This is a genomic window from Paracoccus binzhouensis (genome assembly GCF_016446475.1).
Taxonomy (GTDB): domain Bacteria; phylum Pseudomonadota; class Alphaproteobacteria; order Rhodobacterales; family Rhodobacteraceae; genus Paracoccus; species Paracoccus binzhouensis.
In genome coordinates this window covers 1-15,996 of record NZ_JAEHFP010000100.1, presented here as the reverse complement: position 1 = coordinate 15,996, position 15,996 = coordinate 1, and the positions used below count along the sequence as shown (strand labels likewise).

Below are 15,996 nucleotides of genomic sequence, written 5' to 3'. Positions count from 1 at the left end.
CCCCTCGCAGCCGTCAACGCCATGATTTATATGCGAAATATCACGATTACGACAGCGAAATCAGCGACTTACTTGGAGAATGTGGGGTGATGCGCGTTTAGGTAGCCCTCGGAGCCGCCGAAGGCCCAGACCTGCTGCAGCCGCATCATGATCGCATCGGCAAAGCCGCGCACGAACATGACCAGCGCCAGGATGATGTACATGATGCCGATCTTCTTGTGATCGACCGAGGTGAACCATTCTTTCCAGAGATAGCCCCAGAGCCGGTATTTCGTCAGCACCGCAAGCAGCGCGACCCCGCCGAGGGCGACGGCGACGAAGGTGGCCCAGACGATGGGCTCCTTGGGGATCGCGTCCCAGTTCAGGCGGCCCAGAAGGAAGGTGGTTTCGTTGGAAGGCGTAACCATGCGTGCGTCCGATCAGAAATTCCGCGCCGCGCCGCCTTGGGCGGCTTCCAGCAGCGTGACGTCGTTTTCATGCGTAAGGCGGAAGGGCCGGGGCGGCGTCATCGCCAGGCCGCGCAGTGGCGTCATGTCCACCCGCTCGGGTGCCACGCCCGGCATGGTGCCGAACATCAGCGCCGCTTCCTCGGGCGTGCAGAACGAGGCGACCTGGAAGGGCTGCCAGCCCAGCACCGGCGCGCGCGCGCCGCGGCGTTCGTGCTTGTCATAGGTCAGCTGGGTCACGTTCATCGTCCCGGCCAGCCCGGTGCCGCCCCGGGCGTCCAGCGCCATCATCTCGGCCATGCAGATCTTGCCCGGCTCGACGCACATGTTGACGATGCGCGGGTAAAGCTGCGAGTCGACCTCGGCGAAGGTCATGGGCGGGACGTTCTCGCTGGGCGCCTCGAGTTCCAGGTAGCGCGGGCGGTCCAGCGTGCCGCCGGCCGCGCGCGCCTTGGCGATCCAGGCGTCGAAGCCGGCCGGGTCGGTGGCCAACGCCCTGAAATGCATGCCCGAGAAGCCGTGGCCCGAATAATGCGAGGCGATGCCCTTGTATTCGCCGGGATTGTTGAAGACCCCATGCAGCTTGGTCTGCATCCCCGGCATGGCATAGACCATGCCGGCCATGGCCGGGATGTAGAAGGCGTTCATCACCGAGGAGGAGGTCAGCGTGAACTCGACCGGGCGGTCCACCGGCACGGCCATCTGGTTGACCGAGGCGATGCCCTGCTCGGGATAGATGAACAGCCATTTCCAGTCGAGCGCCACGACCTCGATCCGCAGCGGCTGCATCTCGCGCGGGGCAGGCTGGTCCTTGGAGATGCGGTCCAGCGGGCGATAGGGATCAAGCAGATGCGTGCCGACCCAGGTCAGCGCCCCCAGTGAGATGATGATCAGCAAGGGCGCTGCCCAGATCACGAATTCCAGCTTGGTCGAATGATCCCAGTCCGGGCGATAGTCGGCATCGCGGTTGCGTTCGCGATATTTCCAGGCGAACCACACCGTCAGCCCCATCACCGGCACGATGATGAGCAGCATCAGCAGCGTCGATGTCACCAGGAGATCGCGCTCGCGTGCCGCCACGTCGCCGGCGGGCAGCAGCACCTCGGCCTTGCAGGCGGCAAGCGGGATCAGAAACGAAAGCCAGGCAAGGCGAGTGAATTTTGGTTTTCTTTTCATTGGACTACCTGCTGTCCCGTGGATGGCGCGACGAAGCGAGTCGGAAATGCGCCGGGCAAGTGGGGGCTGGTTACCTTGATCTGGATCAAGGCGACATGCGACGTTTTGCCCTATGCTGCGCGCCCTCGCTTTGCGGCAGGGAGGGGGCAGGACGCCGGGTGACGACCGTCGAGGCCCGGCAGGAATCTGGATCAGATCGAAACCATCTGCCATGTCGAGCACTTCCCCTTCGGCCCATGCCGGCCCTTCCGCCTCTGCCTCGCCGCTCCATCGGGTGTCGCCTTCCGACATCGCCGTGGGCGTGATCATCGGGCGCACCTCCGAGTTCTTCGATTTCTTCGTCTTCGCCATCGCCTCGGTGATCGTGTTCCCGCAGCGGATCTTCTCCTTCACCGATCCGCTGACCGGCACGCTCATGTCCTTTGCGCTTCTGGCGCTGGCCTTCGTTGTGCGGCCGCTGGGCAGCGCGCTGTTCATGGCCATCGACCGCCGGCACGGGCGGGTCAGCAAGCTGACCGCCGCGCTGTTCCTGATGGGGACGGCCACCGTCGCCATGGGCCTGATTCCCAGCCACGAGGATGTCGGCTACTGGGCCGTCGTCATCCTGGCGGTGCTGCGCATCGGCCAGGGGCTGGCGCTTGGCGGTGCCTGGGACGGCATGCCCTCGCTGCTGGCGCTGACCGCGCCGAAAAGCCGGCGCGGCGTCTACGCCATGGTGCCGCAGCTTGGCGCGCCCATCGGGCTGATCGTCGCCAGCCTGCTGTTCGCCTATCTGGCCGCGAACCTCTCGGCCGAGGATTTCCTTGGCTGGGGCTGGCGCTATCCGTTCTTCGTCGCCTTCTCGGTGAACGTGGTGGCGCTGTTCGCGCGCCTGCGCATCGTCGCCACCGACGAGTTCCAGGAGCTTTTCGAATCGCGCGAACTGCAGCCCACCCGACTGCGCACCACCCTGGCCGAGGACGGGCCGACGGTCCTGCTGGGCATCTTCGTGCCGTTGGCAAGCTTTGCCATGTTCCACATGGTCACGGTCTATCCGCTGTCCTGGATCTTCCTTTACACCAACGAGACGCTGGTCAGCTTCCTGGTGATCGAGGCCGTCGCCGCGCTGGCCGGGATCGCCGCCATCCTGCTGTCCGGCTTCCTGGCCGACCGCATCGGCCGGCAGCGGCTGCTGCTGATCGGCGCGCTGCTGATTGGCGGCTTCGCCATCCTGGCGCCGCTGCTGCTTTCGGCCGGCAAGACCGGCGAGCTGGTCTACATGATCGCCGGCTTCTTCATCCTCGGGCTCAGCTTCGGCCAGTCATCGGGGGCGGTCGGCTCGCTTTTCGGGGCGCGCAACCGCTATACCGGCTCGGCCATCGTCTCGGACCTGGCCTGGATGTTCGGGGCGGGCTTCGCGCCGCTGACGGCGCTACTGCTCTCGGCCTGGCTGGGGCTGCCGGCCGCCGGCCTCTACCTGCTGTCGGGCGCGGTCTGCTCGACCGTCGCCGTGCTGCTGGCCGGGCGGATGGAGTTCAAGGGCGGCGCCTGAGCCGCCGCCATCGCGAAGCGCGCCCGGGCTCAGCCCCGGGCGCCTTCGTTTTCGGCAATGCGCTCCAGCCAATCGGCGAAAGCCGCCAGGGCCGCGCTGTCCTCGCCCTGCGGGCGGATCAGGCCATAGGGCCAGCGCCCGGGCAGGCGCAGCGGGCTGACCTGGCGCAGCGTGCCTGCCCGCAGCGCCGCCGCGGCGAAGATGTCGGGCAGAAGCGCGATGCCCAGCCCGGCCTGGGCGGCGGCGATCACCATGTCGAAATGCTGGAACCGCGGGCCGCGCAACCGGTCCAGGGCGTCGCTGCCCGCCATGGCGAACCAGTCGCTCCACAGGCCGGGTCGCGTCGCCTGCTGGATCAGCGGATAGCGGGCCAGATCGTCGGCCCCGGGCGTCTGTCCGGCCGGGACCAGCCCGGGCGAGGCGACGACGATCAGCGTCTCGTCGACAAGCGGCGTGATCCGGCTGCCTGGGCGGGCAAGCTCGGCCCGTTGCAGCGCGGCGTCGAAGGGACTGTCCTCGAAATCCACCGGCGCCAGCGCCGCGGTCAGGTCGATCGAAACCTCTGGATGCAGCCGGGCGAAATCCGGCAGCCGCGGAATCAGCCAGGTCGCGGCAAAGGTCGGCAGCGCCGCCAGCCGCAGCACGTCGCCCCCGCCGCCAAAAGCCATGACCATGCGCGCCGAGTTTTCCAGCCGGTCCAGGATCTGGCGCGAATCGCGCACCAGTGCCCGCCCGGCATCCGACAGGATCAGCCGCTGGCGCACGCGGCGGAACAGCCGCACCCCCAGCCGCTCCTCCAGTGCCCGGATCGAGCGGCTGACCGCGCTTTGCGTCAGGTTCAGCATCTCGGCCGCGCGCGAGGCCGAGCCGGTCTCGGCGCAAAACACCAATGCGCGCAGTTCCTGAATGCTGGGGGTATAGCTGGGGCGGGGCGGCTTGTTCATTCCCGAAACTCATGAACTGCGGATCACTCATCATTAGCACTCCGGCTGCGCCTGGGCTAGAACGGACGGCAACAGAGGAGTGAGCCATGGCCCAGAAACCCGCCGCCTTCACCTGGAACGATCCCTTCCTGCTGGAGGACCAGCTGACCGAGGAAGAGCGGATGATCCGCGACAGCGCCGCCGCCTTCGCGCAGGCGTCGCTGGCCCCCCGCGTCAAGGATGCCTATCTGAACGAGACCACCGACCCCGAGATCTTTCGCGAGATGGGCGCGGCCGGCCTGCTGGGCGTGACCGTGGACGAAGCCTATGGCGGCGTCGGCGCCTCTTACGTCGCTTACGGTCTGGTGGCGCGCGAGATCGAGCGCATCGATTCCGGCTATCGCAGCATGGCCTCGGTGCAAAGCTCGCTGGTGATGTATCCGATCGAGGCCTATGGCAGCGAGGCGCAGAAGCAGAAATACCTGCCGAAACTGGCCTCGGGCGCATTCATCGGCTGCTTCGGCCTGACCGAGCCCGATGCTGGCTCGGACCCCGCCGGGATGAAGACCCGCGCCAGGAAGATCGCGGGCGGCTATGTGCTGAACGGCGCCAAGATGTGGATCACCAACGCGCCCATCGCCGATGTCTTCGTGGTCTGGGCCAAGTCGGATGCGCATGGCGGCAAGGTGCGCGGCTTCGTGCTGGAAAAGGGCATGAAGGGCCTGTCGGCGCCGAAGATCGAGGGCAAGCTGTCCCTGCGCGCCTCGGTCACCGGCGAGATCGTCATGGAGGATGTCGAGGTCGGCGAGGATGCGCTGCTGCCCGGCACCGAGGGCATGGGCGGCCCCTTCGGCTGCCTGAACCGCGCCCGCTACGGCATCAGCTGGGGCGCCATGGGCGCGGCCGAGGATTGCTGGTTCCGCGCCCGCCAATACGGGCTGGATCGCCACCAGTTCAACCGGCCGCTGGCCGCGACGCAGCTTTACCAGAAGAAGCTTGCCGACATGCAGACCGAGATCGCGCTGGGGCTGCAGGCGTCCTTGCGCGTCGGGCGGCTGTTCGACGAGGGCAGGATGGCGCCCGAGATGATCTCCATCGTCAAGCGCAACAATTGCGGCAAGGCGCTGGACATCGCCCGCATGGCCCGCGACATGCATGGCGGCAACGGCATTTCCATCGAATATCACGTCATGCGCCACGCCCAGAACCTGGAAACCGTGAACACCTACGAGGGTACGCATGATGTGCATGCGCTGATCCTTGGCCGGGCGCAGACCGGCATCCAGGCCTTCGGCTGATGTCCGCCGCGCCGCTGAAAGGGTTGCGGGTCGTCGAGCTGGCCCGCATCCTTGCCGGTCCCTGGATCGGCCAGACCCTGGCCGATCTGGGCGCCGAGGTGATCAAGGTCGAGGCGCCCGAGGGCGATGACACCCGCCGCTGGGGCCCGCCCTTCATCGAGCGGCCGCGCCCCGACGGCTCGACCGAGACCGTGGCCGCCTATTTCCACGCTGCGAATCGTGGCAAGACCTCGGTGGTCTGCGATTTCAACGATCCGGAGGATCTGGAGCGGCTCAAGCGGCTGATCGACGAGGCCGACGTGCTGATCGAGAATTTCAAGCTGGGCGGGCTGCGGAAATTCGGCCTCGACCATGCCAGCCTGTCGGCTCGCAACCCGCGCCTCGTCTATGCCTCGATCACCGGCTTCGGCCAGGACGGCCCCCGGGCGGCGCAGCCGGGCTATGATTTCCTGATCCAGGGCATGTCGGGCATCATGGACCTGACCGGCGATCCCGGGGGCGAGCCGCAGAAGGTCGGCGTCGCCTGGATCGACATCTTCACGGGGCTTTACGGGGTGATCGCGGTGCAGGCCGCCCTGGCCGAGCGCGAACGCTCGGGCCTGGGGCAGCACCTGGACCTGTCGCTGCTGGATTGCGGCGTCGCGGTCCTGGCCAACCAGGCGACGAATTACCTGCTGGGCGGCGCCGTGCCGCACCGGCTGGGCAATGCCCATCCGAACATCGTGCCCTATCAGCTGTTCCCGGCCTCGGACGGGCACCTGATCGTTGCCTGCGGCAATGACCGGCAATTCGCAGCGCTCTGCCGGGTGCTGGAACGGGTGGATCTGGCCTTGGATCCCGATTACGCCACCAATCCCGCCCGGGTAGCGAACCGCGCCCGGCTGGTGCCGCTGCTGGCCGAGGCCACGCGCCGCTTCAGCCGCAGCGCGCTGATCGCGGCGCTGGAAGCGGCGGGCGTCCCCGCCGGCCCGGTCAATGATGTGGCCGAGGCGCTCGCGGACCCCCAAGTCCTCGCCCGCGGCCTGCAAATCGCGCCCGAGGGCATTGCCGGCCTGCGCAGCCCGATGCGCTTTTCGCACAGCCGGCTTCAGACCGAACGTGCCGCCCCGGCGCTTGGCGCCGGCACCTGGCACTTCGCCCCCCGTGACCTTTCCTGAGACCTTTTCCGTTTTCCAAATACCCCGGGGGAGCGCCATGCGCGTCCCGTCGAGGGACGCGCATGGCGCGGGGGCAGGGCCCCCGGCCGCTGGCGCCGCCATCCCGTTCCAGCAAGGCAGGACCGATGACCTATCCCGACACGCAACTCCTGATCGACGGCAGCTGGCGCGCGGCGCTTGACGGGCGCAGCCTGCCGGTGCTCGACCCCGCGACCGGCGCCGAAATCGGCCGCGTCGCCCATGCCGGCATCGCCGATCTCGAGGCCGCCGTCCAGGCCGCCCATCGCGCCTTTGCCGATTGGGGCCGCAACTCGCCCCTGCACCGTTCGGACCTGATGCGCGCGGCCGCCCAGCTGCTGCGCAGCCGCGTGGACGGTATCGCGGCGATGATGACGGCCGAGCAGGGCAAGCCACTCGACCAGTCCCGCGCCGAGATCATGGCCGGGGCCGAGATCATCGAATGGTTCGCCGAAGAGGCGCGGCGCAGCTACGGCCAGGTCATCCCGGCCCGCGTACCGGGCGTCACGCAGCTGACGGTCCGCGAGCCCCTGGGCCCGGTTGCCGCCTTCACGCCCTGGAACTTCCCGATCAACCAGGCGGTGCGCAAGATCTCGGCCGCCCTCGCGGCGGGCTGTACCCTCGTCGTCAAGGCGGCCGAGGAAGCCCCGGCCTCGCCGGCCGCGCTGGCGCGCTGTTTCGTCGATGCCGGCCTGCCGGCGGGGGTGCTGAACCTGGTCTATGGCGATCCGGCCGAGATCTCGGGCTACCTGATCCCGCATCCGGCGATCCGCAAGCTGTCCTTCACCGGCTCGACCCCGGTCGGCAAGCAGCTGGCGGCGCTGGCCGGGCTGCACATGAAGCCCGCCACCATGGAACTGGGCGGCCATGCGCCGGTCCTCGTCTTCGACGATGCGGATGTCGAGGCGGCGGCGGCCGCGATGGCCGCGGCCAAGCTGCGCAATGCCGGCCAGGTCTGCATCTCGCCCACCCGCTTCCTGGTGCAGGACGGGGTCGCGGAGCGCTTTACCGAAAGCTTCGTCCAGGCCATGGCCCAGGCAAGGCTCGGCCCCGGCAGCGATCCCGCCAGCCAGATGGGACCGCTGGCCAACGAACGCCGCATTCCCGCCATCGAGCGGCTGATCCGCGACGCGCTGGAACGCGGCGCCCGGCTTGCCACCGGCGGCCAGCGCATCGGCAACGAGGGCTGGTTCTTCGCGCCCACCGTGCTGCTGGACGTGCCGCCCGAGGCGGCGGTGATGAACGAGGAGCCCTTCGGCCCCATCGCCATCGTCAACCGCTTCCGCCAGGATGACGAGGCCTTCGCCGAGGCCAACCGGCTGCCCTATGGCCTGGCGGCCTATGGCTGGACCCGGTCCTCGGCCCGGATGCAGCGCCTGCAGGAGGAGATCCGCGCCGGCATGCTGACGGTCAACCATATCGGCCTGTCGCTGCCCGAACTGCCCTTCGGCGGCATCGGCGATTCCGGCATGGGCACCGAGGGCGGCTCGGAGGCCATCTGCGCCTATCTGCAGACCCGTTTCATCACCCGCAAGGGCTAGAGATAGGGCGGCGTGCAGGCGCTGACCACCACCGCCTCGCGACCCGAGACGTTGCGGAAGCGGTGCGGCTGGTTCGAGGCGAACAGGAAGCTGTCGCCGGCCTTGAGGATGCGGGTCTCGCCGCCCACGGTCAGCTCGATCTCGCCCGAGATGACGATGCCGCCCTCGCTGCCGTGATGCTGCAGCATGGTCTCGCCGGTATCGGCGCCGGCCTCGTAGCGTTCGTGCAGGATCTGCAGGTTATGCGCGCGGGCGTCGCCGACCTGGCGCAGGCTCATGCGGCCGGCCGGCCCCTCGAAGGTGGAATAAAGCCGCGAGGTCAGGTCGCGCAGCTCGGCCGGGGTGAAGAAGACCGCGCCGCTGGAGCCGCTATCGGGCTCGAAGAATTGCGACATGGTCACGCCCAGACCGCCCAGGATCTTGCGCAGCGAGGCGACCGAGGGGCTGCTGCGGCCGGTCTCGATCATCGAGATCTGCCCATGCGGCACCCCCGAGCCCTCGGCCAGCTGCCGCTGCGAAAGCCCGGCCGCGCTGCGCAATTCCCTGAGCCTTGCGCCGACGTCGAAATCCTGCATCCGTCCCCCGCTTGCGGTTCTCGGGCATCCTAGTGCCAAAGCGGGCCTGCCGCCAGTTCCGATGCCCGGCCCGGTCGCGCAGGATGCTGCCCGTCCTATCCCAGCCCCTGCCGCTCGCGGCAGGCCTTGCGATAGTCGCGCGGGGTCTGGCCGAAGAAGGCGCGGAACTGGCGCGAGAACTGGGCCTGGTCGCAGAAGCCCAGCCGATAGGCGATGCCGGCCAGCGACAGGTCGCCCGGCATCTGCAGCATGTCACGCGCGGCCTGCAGCCGGGTTTCGCGGATATGCTGCGCGACCGTGGTGCCGGTTTCGCTGAACAGGTCGTGCAGATAGCGCTTGGAGATGCCGCAGGCCCGGGCCACGCCTTCCGGTGACAGCGCGGGATCGCGGATCTCGCGCCGGATCGCCTGCTGCGCCCGTTGCAGATGCGCGGCCCGGATCGCCGTCCCGGCGCCGCTGTCGGTTTCGGCCTGGCGGTCCAGGGCCAGGGCCAGCAATTCGATCAGATGACGGCCCAGCACCTCGGCGGCCCCGGCATCCTCGGGCATGGCATGGGCGCGGCGCACCGTCTCGGCGAAAAGCCCGCACAGCCCCTGCCTTCCGTCGAAGATCGTGGCGCAAAGCCGGTCGGGCTGGCGCAGGCGCTCGGACAGCGCGCGATGGGCGATCTTCATCACCAGCAGGTCGTTCCTGGCCTCGTAGGCGAAGCGATAGGGCGCGTCGCCGCGCTCCAGCAGGAAGCCGCCCGGCCCGCAGGTCACGTCGCGGCCAAGCTGCCGGAACAGCACCGGCGCGGCGCTGGGGATGGTGACCAGGTATTCCTCGGCCTCGCCATGGCGGATCAGGCCCGGCACCCGTTCGTAGCAGGCCGGCTCGGTGCGCAGCCGCGACAGCGAAACCGGGCCGGCGCTGCGCCGCTCCAGACGGCCCTGGAAGGTGGCCGGGTCGCGATAGCTCAGCTGCAGCGGGAAATAGGTATCGGCAATGATCGCGGACCAATGCGCCGCGCGCTCGGGCGGGGCGGTCGCGGCCGTGCTGTAGCTTTCCAGGACCATGCGGCGCCTCCACGCACAGACATGGACGATTCGTAACCCGGGCGCACCATTCGGGCAAAAGGATTCTCGCGCGCGCCCGCGCAGGCTGCGCGCTCAGGCAAGTTTTCCTGCGCGCAGCGACAAGTCTGCGCCGGCACTGCGCTGGCCGACAAGTTTATGCGCAGCCGCCGCCAAGACCGGCCCACCGGCGCGGCGCACCATGGCAGGCACGAAAAGATGCCGCGCAAGACGGCACGTCAGGGAGATCGGCATGACCGGCGTCGCCCGCCTCGCGGCCTGCCCTGACGTGCGCCCATGCGGCCCAGACAGGGAAAGAGCCATGACCCGACCCAAACCCGACCCCATCACGCTTTCGGTGGTGCGCGGCGTGCTCGAGACCACGCAGCGCGAGATGACGCTGACGCTGGAACAGACCGCCCGCAGCTCGGTCTTCAACCTCGCGCATGACTATTCGACGGCGCTCTTCAACCACACGCCCGAGATGATCCTGCAGGGCCAGGACATCCCCATCCACCTCGGCAGCCTGATCCCGGCGATGAAATCGGTGGCGAAATTCTTCCAGGGCGACATCCACGAGGGCGACCTGATCCTGCACAACGACCCGGCCTATGGCGGCAGCCATATCATCGACACCTGCATGTATTACCCGGTCTTCTACCAGGGCGAGCTGGTGTTCTGGACCGTCTGCAAGGGCCACCTGACCGATGTCGGCGGCCCGGTCCCGGCCGGCTACAACCCCAACGCGACCGAGATCTATGCCGAGGGGTTGCGCATCCCGCCGGTCAAGCTCTGGGATCGCGGCAAGCCGCGCCATGACGTGATGAACCTGCTGCTGACCAACATGCGCGCGCGGCGGGATCAGGAGGGCGACTTCAACGCCCTGATCGGCGCCTGCCAGGTCGGTGCCCGCAACCTGGTCCGGCTGATGGACAGATACGGCAAACAGGTGGTGCAGGACTGCATCGCCGAGCTTCTGGACATGGCCGAGGCGCATATGCGCAAGCTCATCGCCCAGGTCCCGGACGGCACCTATACCGGAACGGCGGTGCTCGAGGATGCCGGCCACGGCTTCGGCGACATGGACATCACCGCCACGGTGACGATCCGGGGCGACGGCTGCCACATCGCCATCAGCTCGCCGCCGCAGGTGCCCTATTTCATCAACAGCTACGAAGGCAACAGCCATTCCGGCGTCTATCTGGGCCTGATGATGTTTGCGCAATTGCCGCCGCCCTATAACGAGGGGCTCTATCGCTGCGTGACCACCGACATGGGCCCCAAGGGCACGCTTTGCAACGCGAAATCGCCCGCGCCGCACATGAACTGCACCACCACGCCGATGGAGACGCTGACCGACGCGGTGCGGCTCGCCTTCGAACAGGCGGCGCCGGCCAAGGTCTCGGCCAGCTGGGGCCATGCCAATGGCTGCAACATCGCCGGCTGGGACAAGCGCCACGACGAGGAATATGTGACCATGGTGCTGGCCTCGATCATCTCGGGGGCGGGGGCCACGGCCAGCCAGGACGGCTGGCATGCCTGCGGGCCGGAATGCTGCTTCGGCGCGCTGACCTCGGGCGATATCGAGATGCTGGAGCACAGCTATCCGATCATCATCCACCGCTATTCCCTGATGCAGGATTCGGGCGGTGCCGGCCAGTTCCGCGGCGGCTCGGGCACCTGCTGGGAGGTCGAGCCGCTGGACAGCCCGATGACGCTCGTCACCTTCGGCGAGGGCCGCCGCATCCCGGCCATGGGCGCGGCCGGCGCCCGCTCGACCCTGATCCCGCCCAAGGTCGGCCGGCTGGAGGTGACGCGGGGCGGCGAGACGCAGGTCATCACCGAAAACGTCATCGAGACCATCCAGCCCGGCGAGCGCGCCGCGAACCGCAATCCCGGCGGCGGCGGCTACGGCGACCCCTATGCCCGCCCGGTCGAGAAGGTGGTCGAGGATGTCAGGAATGGCCTCGTCAGCCTGGAAGGCGCCCGGCTCGACTATGGTGTGGTCATCGCCGATGCCGCGACACTCGCCGTCGATCACGCCGCCACCGCCGCCCTGCGCGCCGCGTAAGGCCCTTTCCGTTTTCCAAATACCCCGCGGGGGTCCGGGGGCGCGAAGCCCCCGGCGCCGGACCCGCGACCCGCAGCCAAAGATGGAACCCGCCATGAAACACCAATATCGCCTGGGCATCGACGCCGGCGGCACCTTCACCGATTTCATCCTCGCCGACCGCGAGGGGGGCTTGCGCATCTTCAAGGCGCTCTCCACCCCGCAGGACCCGACCCTGGCCATTCGCAACGGTCTTGCCGTGATCGAGGAGGAGACGGGCATCGGCCCGCGCGACCTCGTCTCGAACGCCGATCTCTGCATCAACGGCACCACGGTCGGGCTCAATGCGCTGATCACCCATACCGGCGCCAGGACCGGGCTGATCGCCACCAAGGGCCACGAGGACAGCATCGAGATCCGCCTTGGCCACAAGGAGGACGGCTATCGCTACGACCCGGACTATCCGCCCGCGACCATGCTGGTGCCGCGCTACCTGCGGCGCGGGATCAGCGAGCGGGTGATCTCGACCGGCGCCGTCTACACGCCGCTGAACGAGGAGGAGGTGCGCGAGGCCTGCCGGCATTTCCTGCGCGAGAGCGTCGAATCGGTGGCGATCAGCTTCGTCTGGTCGGTGCTGCACCCCGATCACGAACTCCGCGCCGCCGAGATCGTGCGCGAGATGATGCCGGGCGTGCCGCTGACCGTCGGCAGCCAGCTCTATCCGCAGCTGCGCGAATATACCCGCACCTCGACCGCGGTGGTGAACGCCTATCTGGCGCCGATCCTGTCGCGCTATGTGCAGGCGGTGGACGGCTATTTCCAAGGCCTCGGCGCGCGCCAGCCGGTGCGCTATTTCCAGTCGAACGGCGGGCTGGCGCTGGGGTCGGTGGTCTCGGACCAGTCGGTCTATGCGATCAATTCCGGCCCCGCCTCGGCGCCGCGCGCGGCGCTCTATCTGGGCGAGCCCTACGGGCTTGAGGACATCATCACCGTCGACATGGGCGGCACCAGCTTCGACATCACCCTGACCCGCGACGGCCAGGCCAATGTGTCAAAGAACATCGACTTCCTGCGCTATCGCATTGGTATCCCGATGATTCAGGTGGAAACCCTGGGTGCGGGCGGCGGCTCGATCGGCTGGATCGACTCGATGGGGCTGATGCAGATGGGACCGCAATCGGCCGGCTCGGAACCCGGCCCGGCCTGCTATGGCAAGGGCGGCGAGCGGCCGACCACGACCGACGCGAACCTGGTGCTGGGCTACCTGAACCCGCAGGGGCTGGTCGGCGGCCGCCTGCCGCTCAGCGTCGGGAAGGCGCGCGAGGCGATCCGCAAGCATCTGGCCGAGCCCCTGGGCATCAGCGTCGAGACCGCGGCCTATGGCATGTTCACCATCGTCAACAACAACATGGTGAACGCGATCCGCCGGGTTTCGGTCGAGCGCGGCTACGACCCGCGCGACTTCGTGCTGAACTGCGCCGGCGGCGCCACGGGCGCGCATATCACCGCGCTGGCGCGCGAGATGGGCATCGGCAAGGTGCTGGTCTCCAAGCTCGCCTCGGGGCTTTGCGCCTTCGGGCAGATCATCTCGGACGTGAAATACAACTACATGGCCCCCATCGCCGCGCGGCTGGAAGGGGCCGAGGCGGCCAGGCGGCTGGATGAGACCTTCGCCCGGCTCGAGGACAAGGGCCGCGCCGATCTGCTGGCCGATGATTTCGCCCCCGACCGGATCGGCATCCGCCGCAGCCTGGACATGCGCTATGTCGGGCAGGTGCATGAATGCACGGTCAGCGTCGATCCCTTCCCGATCGACGAGGCGGCGCTGGAACGCCTCAAGGCCGCCTTCCATGCCCGCCACGAGGAGCTTTACACCTATGCCGAGCCGCACAGCCCGGTCGAGGTGGTGAACGTGGAAAGCGCCATCTCGGGCGCGGTCGAGCGGCCGGTGCGGATGCGCATCGCCGTGGGGCAGGGGGCGCATGCGGCGCGGTCGGGCACGCGCGAGATGATCTTCGACGCCTCGGGCCGCAAGCACGAGACCCTGGTCTATGACGGCGCGAAGCTGGGCGCGGGCGACGTCGTCACCGGCCCGGCGGTCATCCAGGAGGTGACGACCACCATCGTCATCGAGCCGGGCTGGGTCGCCGAACTGGACCAGAACGGCGTCTATGTCGTGACCGTGGCCAGCGGCGCCGGCGCTGCGCCCGAAAGGGCCGCGGCATTGGCCGAGGCCTGACCAAGGCCGCGGCGGGGCCGCGCGAGGCCCCGCCCATCCCAACAAATCACAAGAACCAACAGGGGAGTTTCAGCCATGGCTGGATCTTTGGACAATTCGGAAGAACTGGAATTCTCGGACCGGCCGGTGCCGCGCGACCAGCGCATGGGCCGGCTGCCGTTGACCATGGCCTGGTGGTCGGTCTGCTCGGCCATGTTCTACCTGGTCATCGCCGCCTCGCTGGCGCTGGCCTATGGTGCCAGGAACGCCATCATCGGGCTGGTGCTGTCGGTCCTCGCCTATGCGGCGGTGAACGCGGTGCTGGTGCGGCACGCGATCCGCACCGGGCTCAGCGTCTCGCTGTTCTCGCGCCTCCTTCTGGGGCGCAGCGGGGCGGCGCTGGCGACGCTGATCTTCTTTGCCACCGCGATCTATTACGCGGTGTTCGAGGGCTCGGTGATCGCCGTCGCCCTGCGGGAATATGCCGGCATCTCCTATCCGCTGGCGGCGCTGGTGGTGGCGGTCTATTCGGTGGCGCTGATCTTCGGCTCGATCCAGAACTGGCTGGACAGGTTCAACGGCGTGCTGCTGCCCTTCTACCTGCTGGGGCTGGTCGCGGCGGTGGTGCTGGCAGTGGCGGAATACGGCTATTCGGACGCCTGGCTGAACCTTGGCCCCGAGGGCGGCGCGCCCGCCGGCGGCTGGTGGGACTGCTTCACCGCCTACATGGGCGTCTGGATCCTGATGATGTTCACCTATGACTATGCCCGCTTCGGCCGCCCCGAGGATGCGGGCTTCCATGCCACCATCAGCTTCGGCGCGCCCTTCTATGCGGTGGCCTTCCTGCTCAACGGGCTGGTCGGGATCTTCCTGGCCGCCAGCCTGCCGACCGAAGGCGGGGTCTCCGAGGTCTCGGTGGTCTTTGCGCTGGTGCAGCTGATGGGCGTGGCCGGGCTGGCCTTCGTCTGGATCTCGCAGACCCGGATCAACACCGCGAACTATTACCTCGCCGCCGTGAACATGGAGAGCTTCGCCCGCACCGTGTTTCGCCTGCGCCTGCCGAAATGGGTCTGGGCCTGCGTGGTCGGCGCCATCGCCTATGCGCTGATGCTGGCCGATGTCTTCGCCTATATCCTGCAGGCGCTGGCCTATCAGGGGATCTTCGTGGTGGCCTGGGTCGCCATCGCCCTGGTTCATATCACCGGCGGCGAGCACGCCGAGCCCGAGGACCCGCAGCGCGCCCGTGCCGTCAATCCCGCGGGGCTGGGGGCCTGGCTGATCGCCTCGGCCGGCGGGCTGGCGCTGCATTTCATCGGCGGCGCGGCCGCATCCTTCTCGGCCCCTGCTACCTTCGTGATTGCCGGGTTGGCCTATGCGGTGCTGCGCCGGCGTGCCGCGGCACTGGGTCAGCCGACCCGAGGCCCAGCCTGAAACTGCCGGGCGATCCGCGCCCCCGCCTCGCCCCAGCGGGCCTGCAGGGCGGGGGCTCCGCCCTGCTGCCATGACCGCCAGGCCTCGGCGGCGGGGATGTTGCCGAACCAGCCGACGCCCTGCGGCGTGCCGGGTATATGCAGCACCTCGCGCTCGGCCAGCAGCCCGTCCTCGACCAGGATGGCAGGGGCAACGTGCGGGACTACCGGCGGCGCGGCGGCGGGGCGGTCGTCGGGAAAACCCAGCCGCGCTGCCCAGAAGGGCTCGGCGCGAAACCGCGGCTCGGCGCGCAGGAAGTCGCGGCCGATCCGTGCCTGGTGCAGGCTCGTCTGCAGCGCGCGCTCGGTCAGGAAGCGGCGGCAGAGGGATTCGGAGCCGGGCCGGGCCGCCAGGGTGCGGCGCACGGCGGCGGCGGCCAGCGCGCTCGACACCGCCCAGAACTGGCCATGGCCGGACAGCGGGTCCATGGCGGCAAGGGCATCCCCGACGCGCAGCAGGTCCAGCGCGCCAACCGGCCCGGGCAGGCGCGGCGCGGCCTCGTGCAGCAGCGGCGGGCCCGTCAGCGGTGCATCGGCCAGCG

The 15,996-nt window shown here is 68.6% G+C and carries 12 protein-coding genes and 1 pseudogene; 7 read left to right on the top strand and 6 right to left on the bottom strand.

The features are described from left to right. Nucleotides 1-68 precede the first annotated feature (68 nt). Both I9P22_RS18600 and cyoA read right to left on the bottom strand, forming a co-directional pair. Complete coding sequence (locus I9P22_RS18600; protein ID WP_408635211.1) at nt 69-407, bottom strand: hypothetical protein; 339 nt, start codon at nt 405-407, stop codon at nt 69-71. A 12-nt stretch (nt 408-419) separates the two neighbouring features. Continuing rightward, complete coding sequence (cyoA, locus tag I9P22_RS18595; RefSeq protein WP_199261043.1) at nt 420-1,622, bottom strand: ubiquinol oxidase subunit II; 1,203 nt, start codon at nt 1,620-1,622, stop codon at nt 420-422. 211 nt (nt 1,623-1,833) lie between these two features. On the opposite strand from cyoA, the gene I9P22_RS18590 reads away from it, so the two are divergent. After that, nucleotides 1,834-3,153, top strand: a complete 1,320-nt coding sequence (locus I9P22_RS18590; RefSeq protein WP_199261041.1) for an MFS transporter — start codon at nt 1,834-1,836, stop codon at nt 3,151-3,153. 29 nt (nt 3,154-3,182) lie between these two features. Here the strand turns inward: I9P22_RS18590 and I9P22_RS18585 are convergent, their stop codons facing one another. Beyond that, complete coding sequence (locus I9P22_RS18585; protein WP_199261039.1) at nt 3,183-4,097, bottom strand: LysR substrate-binding domain-containing protein; 915 nt, start codon at nt 4,095-4,097, stop codon at nt 3,183-3,185. A gap of 86 nt (nt 4,098-4,183) precedes the next feature. On the opposite strand from I9P22_RS18585, the gene I9P22_RS18580 reads away from it, so the two are divergent. From I9P22_RS18580 to I9P22_RS18570, 3 genes are all read left to right on the top strand, one after another. Further along, nucleotides 4,184-5,374, top strand: a complete 1,191-nt coding sequence (locus I9P22_RS18580) for an acyl-CoA dehydrogenase (RefSeq protein ID WP_199261036.1) — start codon at nt 4,184-4,186, stop codon at nt 5,372-5,374. Further along, on the top strand, nt 5,374-6,531 hold the full coding sequence (locus tag I9P22_RS18575; protein WP_199261034.1) for a CaiB/BaiF CoA transferase family protein: 1,158 nt from the start codon (nt 5,374-5,376) through the stop codon (nt 6,529-6,531). Before I9P22_RS18580 ends, I9P22_RS18575 begins: the two co-directional genes overlap by 1 nt. A gap of 125 nt (nt 6,532-6,656) precedes the next feature. Next, nucleotides 6,657-8,090, top strand: a complete 1,434-nt coding sequence (locus I9P22_RS18570; RefSeq protein WP_199261032.1) for an NAD-dependent succinate-semialdehyde dehydrogenase — start codon at nt 6,657-6,659, stop codon at nt 8,088-8,090. On the opposite strand, the gene I9P22_RS18565 is transcribed toward I9P22_RS18570, so the two are convergent. Continuing rightward, nucleotides 8,087-8,665 carry a cupin domain-containing protein gene (locus tag I9P22_RS18565; protein WP_199261030.1) on the bottom strand — a complete coding sequence of 193 codons (579 nt, stop codon included), beginning with the start codon at nt 8,663-8,665 and terminating at the stop codon, nt 8,087-8,089. The two genes, I9P22_RS18570 and I9P22_RS18565, sit on opposite strands and share 4 nt — an antisense overlap. 95 nt (nt 8,666-8,760) lie before the next feature. Next, the gene (locus tag I9P22_RS18560) at nt 8,761-9,720 is read right to left on the bottom strand and encodes an AraC-like ligand-binding domain-containing protein (RefSeq protein ID WP_199261028.1); all 960 of its coding nucleotides are present in this window, start codon (nt 9,718-9,720) and stop codon (nt 8,761-8,763) included. Nucleotides 9,721-10,039: 319 nt separating this feature from the next. Here I9P22_RS18560 and capB point away from each other — a divergent pair, with 319 nt between their 5' ends. The 3 genes from capB (at nt 10,040) to I9P22_RS18545 (ending at nt 15,416) form a co-directional block, all read left to right on the top strand. Further along, nucleotides 10,040-11,788 (top strand): caprolactamase subunit beta, encoded by a 1,749-nt coding sequence (gene capB, locus I9P22_RS18555; protein WP_199261026.1) that lies wholly within the window; start codon nt 10,040-10,042, stop codon nt 11,786-11,788. Between the two features lie 94 nt (nt 11,789-11,882). After that, a complete protein-coding gene (gene capA / locus I9P22_RS18550; protein ID WP_233253466.1) occupies nt 11,883-14,006 on the top strand; it encodes a caprolactamase subunit alpha in 2,124 nt (707 codons plus the stop codon). A 75-nt stretch (nt 14,007-14,081) separates the two neighbouring features. After that, nucleotides 14,082-15,416 carry a purine-cytosine permease family protein gene (locus tag I9P22_RS18545; RefSeq protein WP_199261022.1) on the top strand — a complete coding sequence of 445 codons (1,335 nt, stop codon included), beginning with the start codon at nt 14,082-14,084 and terminating at the stop codon, nt 15,414-15,416. Here I9P22_RS18545 and I9P22_RS18540 read toward each other — a convergent pair. Continuing rightward, nucleotides 15,392-15,996: pseudogene (locus I9P22_RS18540) on the bottom strand (flavin-dependent monooxygenase QhpG); the annotation flags it as partial. The gene I9P22_RS18545 and the pseudogene I9P22_RS18540 overlap by 25 nt on opposite strands.

Coding starts and splice junctions, on each gene's coding strand:
- I9P22_RS18600 (WP_408635211.1), bottom strand. CDS start 407: ATGGTTACGCCTTCCAACGAAACCACCTTCCTTCTGGGCCGCCTGAAC.
- cyoA (WP_199261043.1), bottom strand. CDS start 1,622: ATGAAAAGAAAACCAAAATTCACTCGCCTTGCCTGGCTTTCGTTTCTG.
- I9P22_RS18590 (WP_199261041.1), top strand. CDS start 1,834: ATGTCGAGCACTTCCCCTTCGGCCCATGCCGGCCCTTCCGCCTCTGCC.
- I9P22_RS18585 (WP_199261039.1), bottom strand. CDS start 4,097: ATGAACAAGCCGCCCCGCCCCAGCTATACCCCCAGCATTCAGGAACTG.
- I9P22_RS18580 (WP_199261036.1), top strand. CDS start 4,184: ATGGCCCAGAAACCCGCCGCCTTCACCTGGAACGATCCCTTCCTGCTG.
- I9P22_RS18575 (WP_199261034.1), top strand. CDS start 5,374: ATGTCCGCCGCGCCGCTGAAAGGGTTGCGGGTCGTCGAGCTGGCCCGC.
- I9P22_RS18570 (WP_199261032.1), top strand. CDS start 6,657: ATGACCTATCCCGACACGCAACTCCTGATCGACGGCAGCTGGCGCGCG.
- I9P22_RS18565 (WP_199261030.1), bottom strand. CDS start 8,665: ATGCAGGATTTCGACGTCGGCGCAAGGCTCAGGGAATTGCGCAGCGCG.
- I9P22_RS18560 (WP_199261028.1), bottom strand. CDS start 9,720: ATGGTCCTGGAAAGCTACAGCACGGCCGCGACCGCCCCGCCCGAGCGC.
- capB (WP_199261026.1), top strand. CDS start 10,040: ATGACCCGACCCAAACCCGACCCCATCACGCTTTCGGTGGTGCGCGGC.
- capA (WP_233253466.1), top strand. CDS start 11,883: ATGAAACACCAATATCGCCTGGGCATCGACGCCGGCGGCACCTTCACC.
- I9P22_RS18545 (WP_199261022.1), top strand. CDS start 14,082: ATGGCTGGATCTTTGGACAATTCGGAAGAACTGGAATTCTCGGACCGG.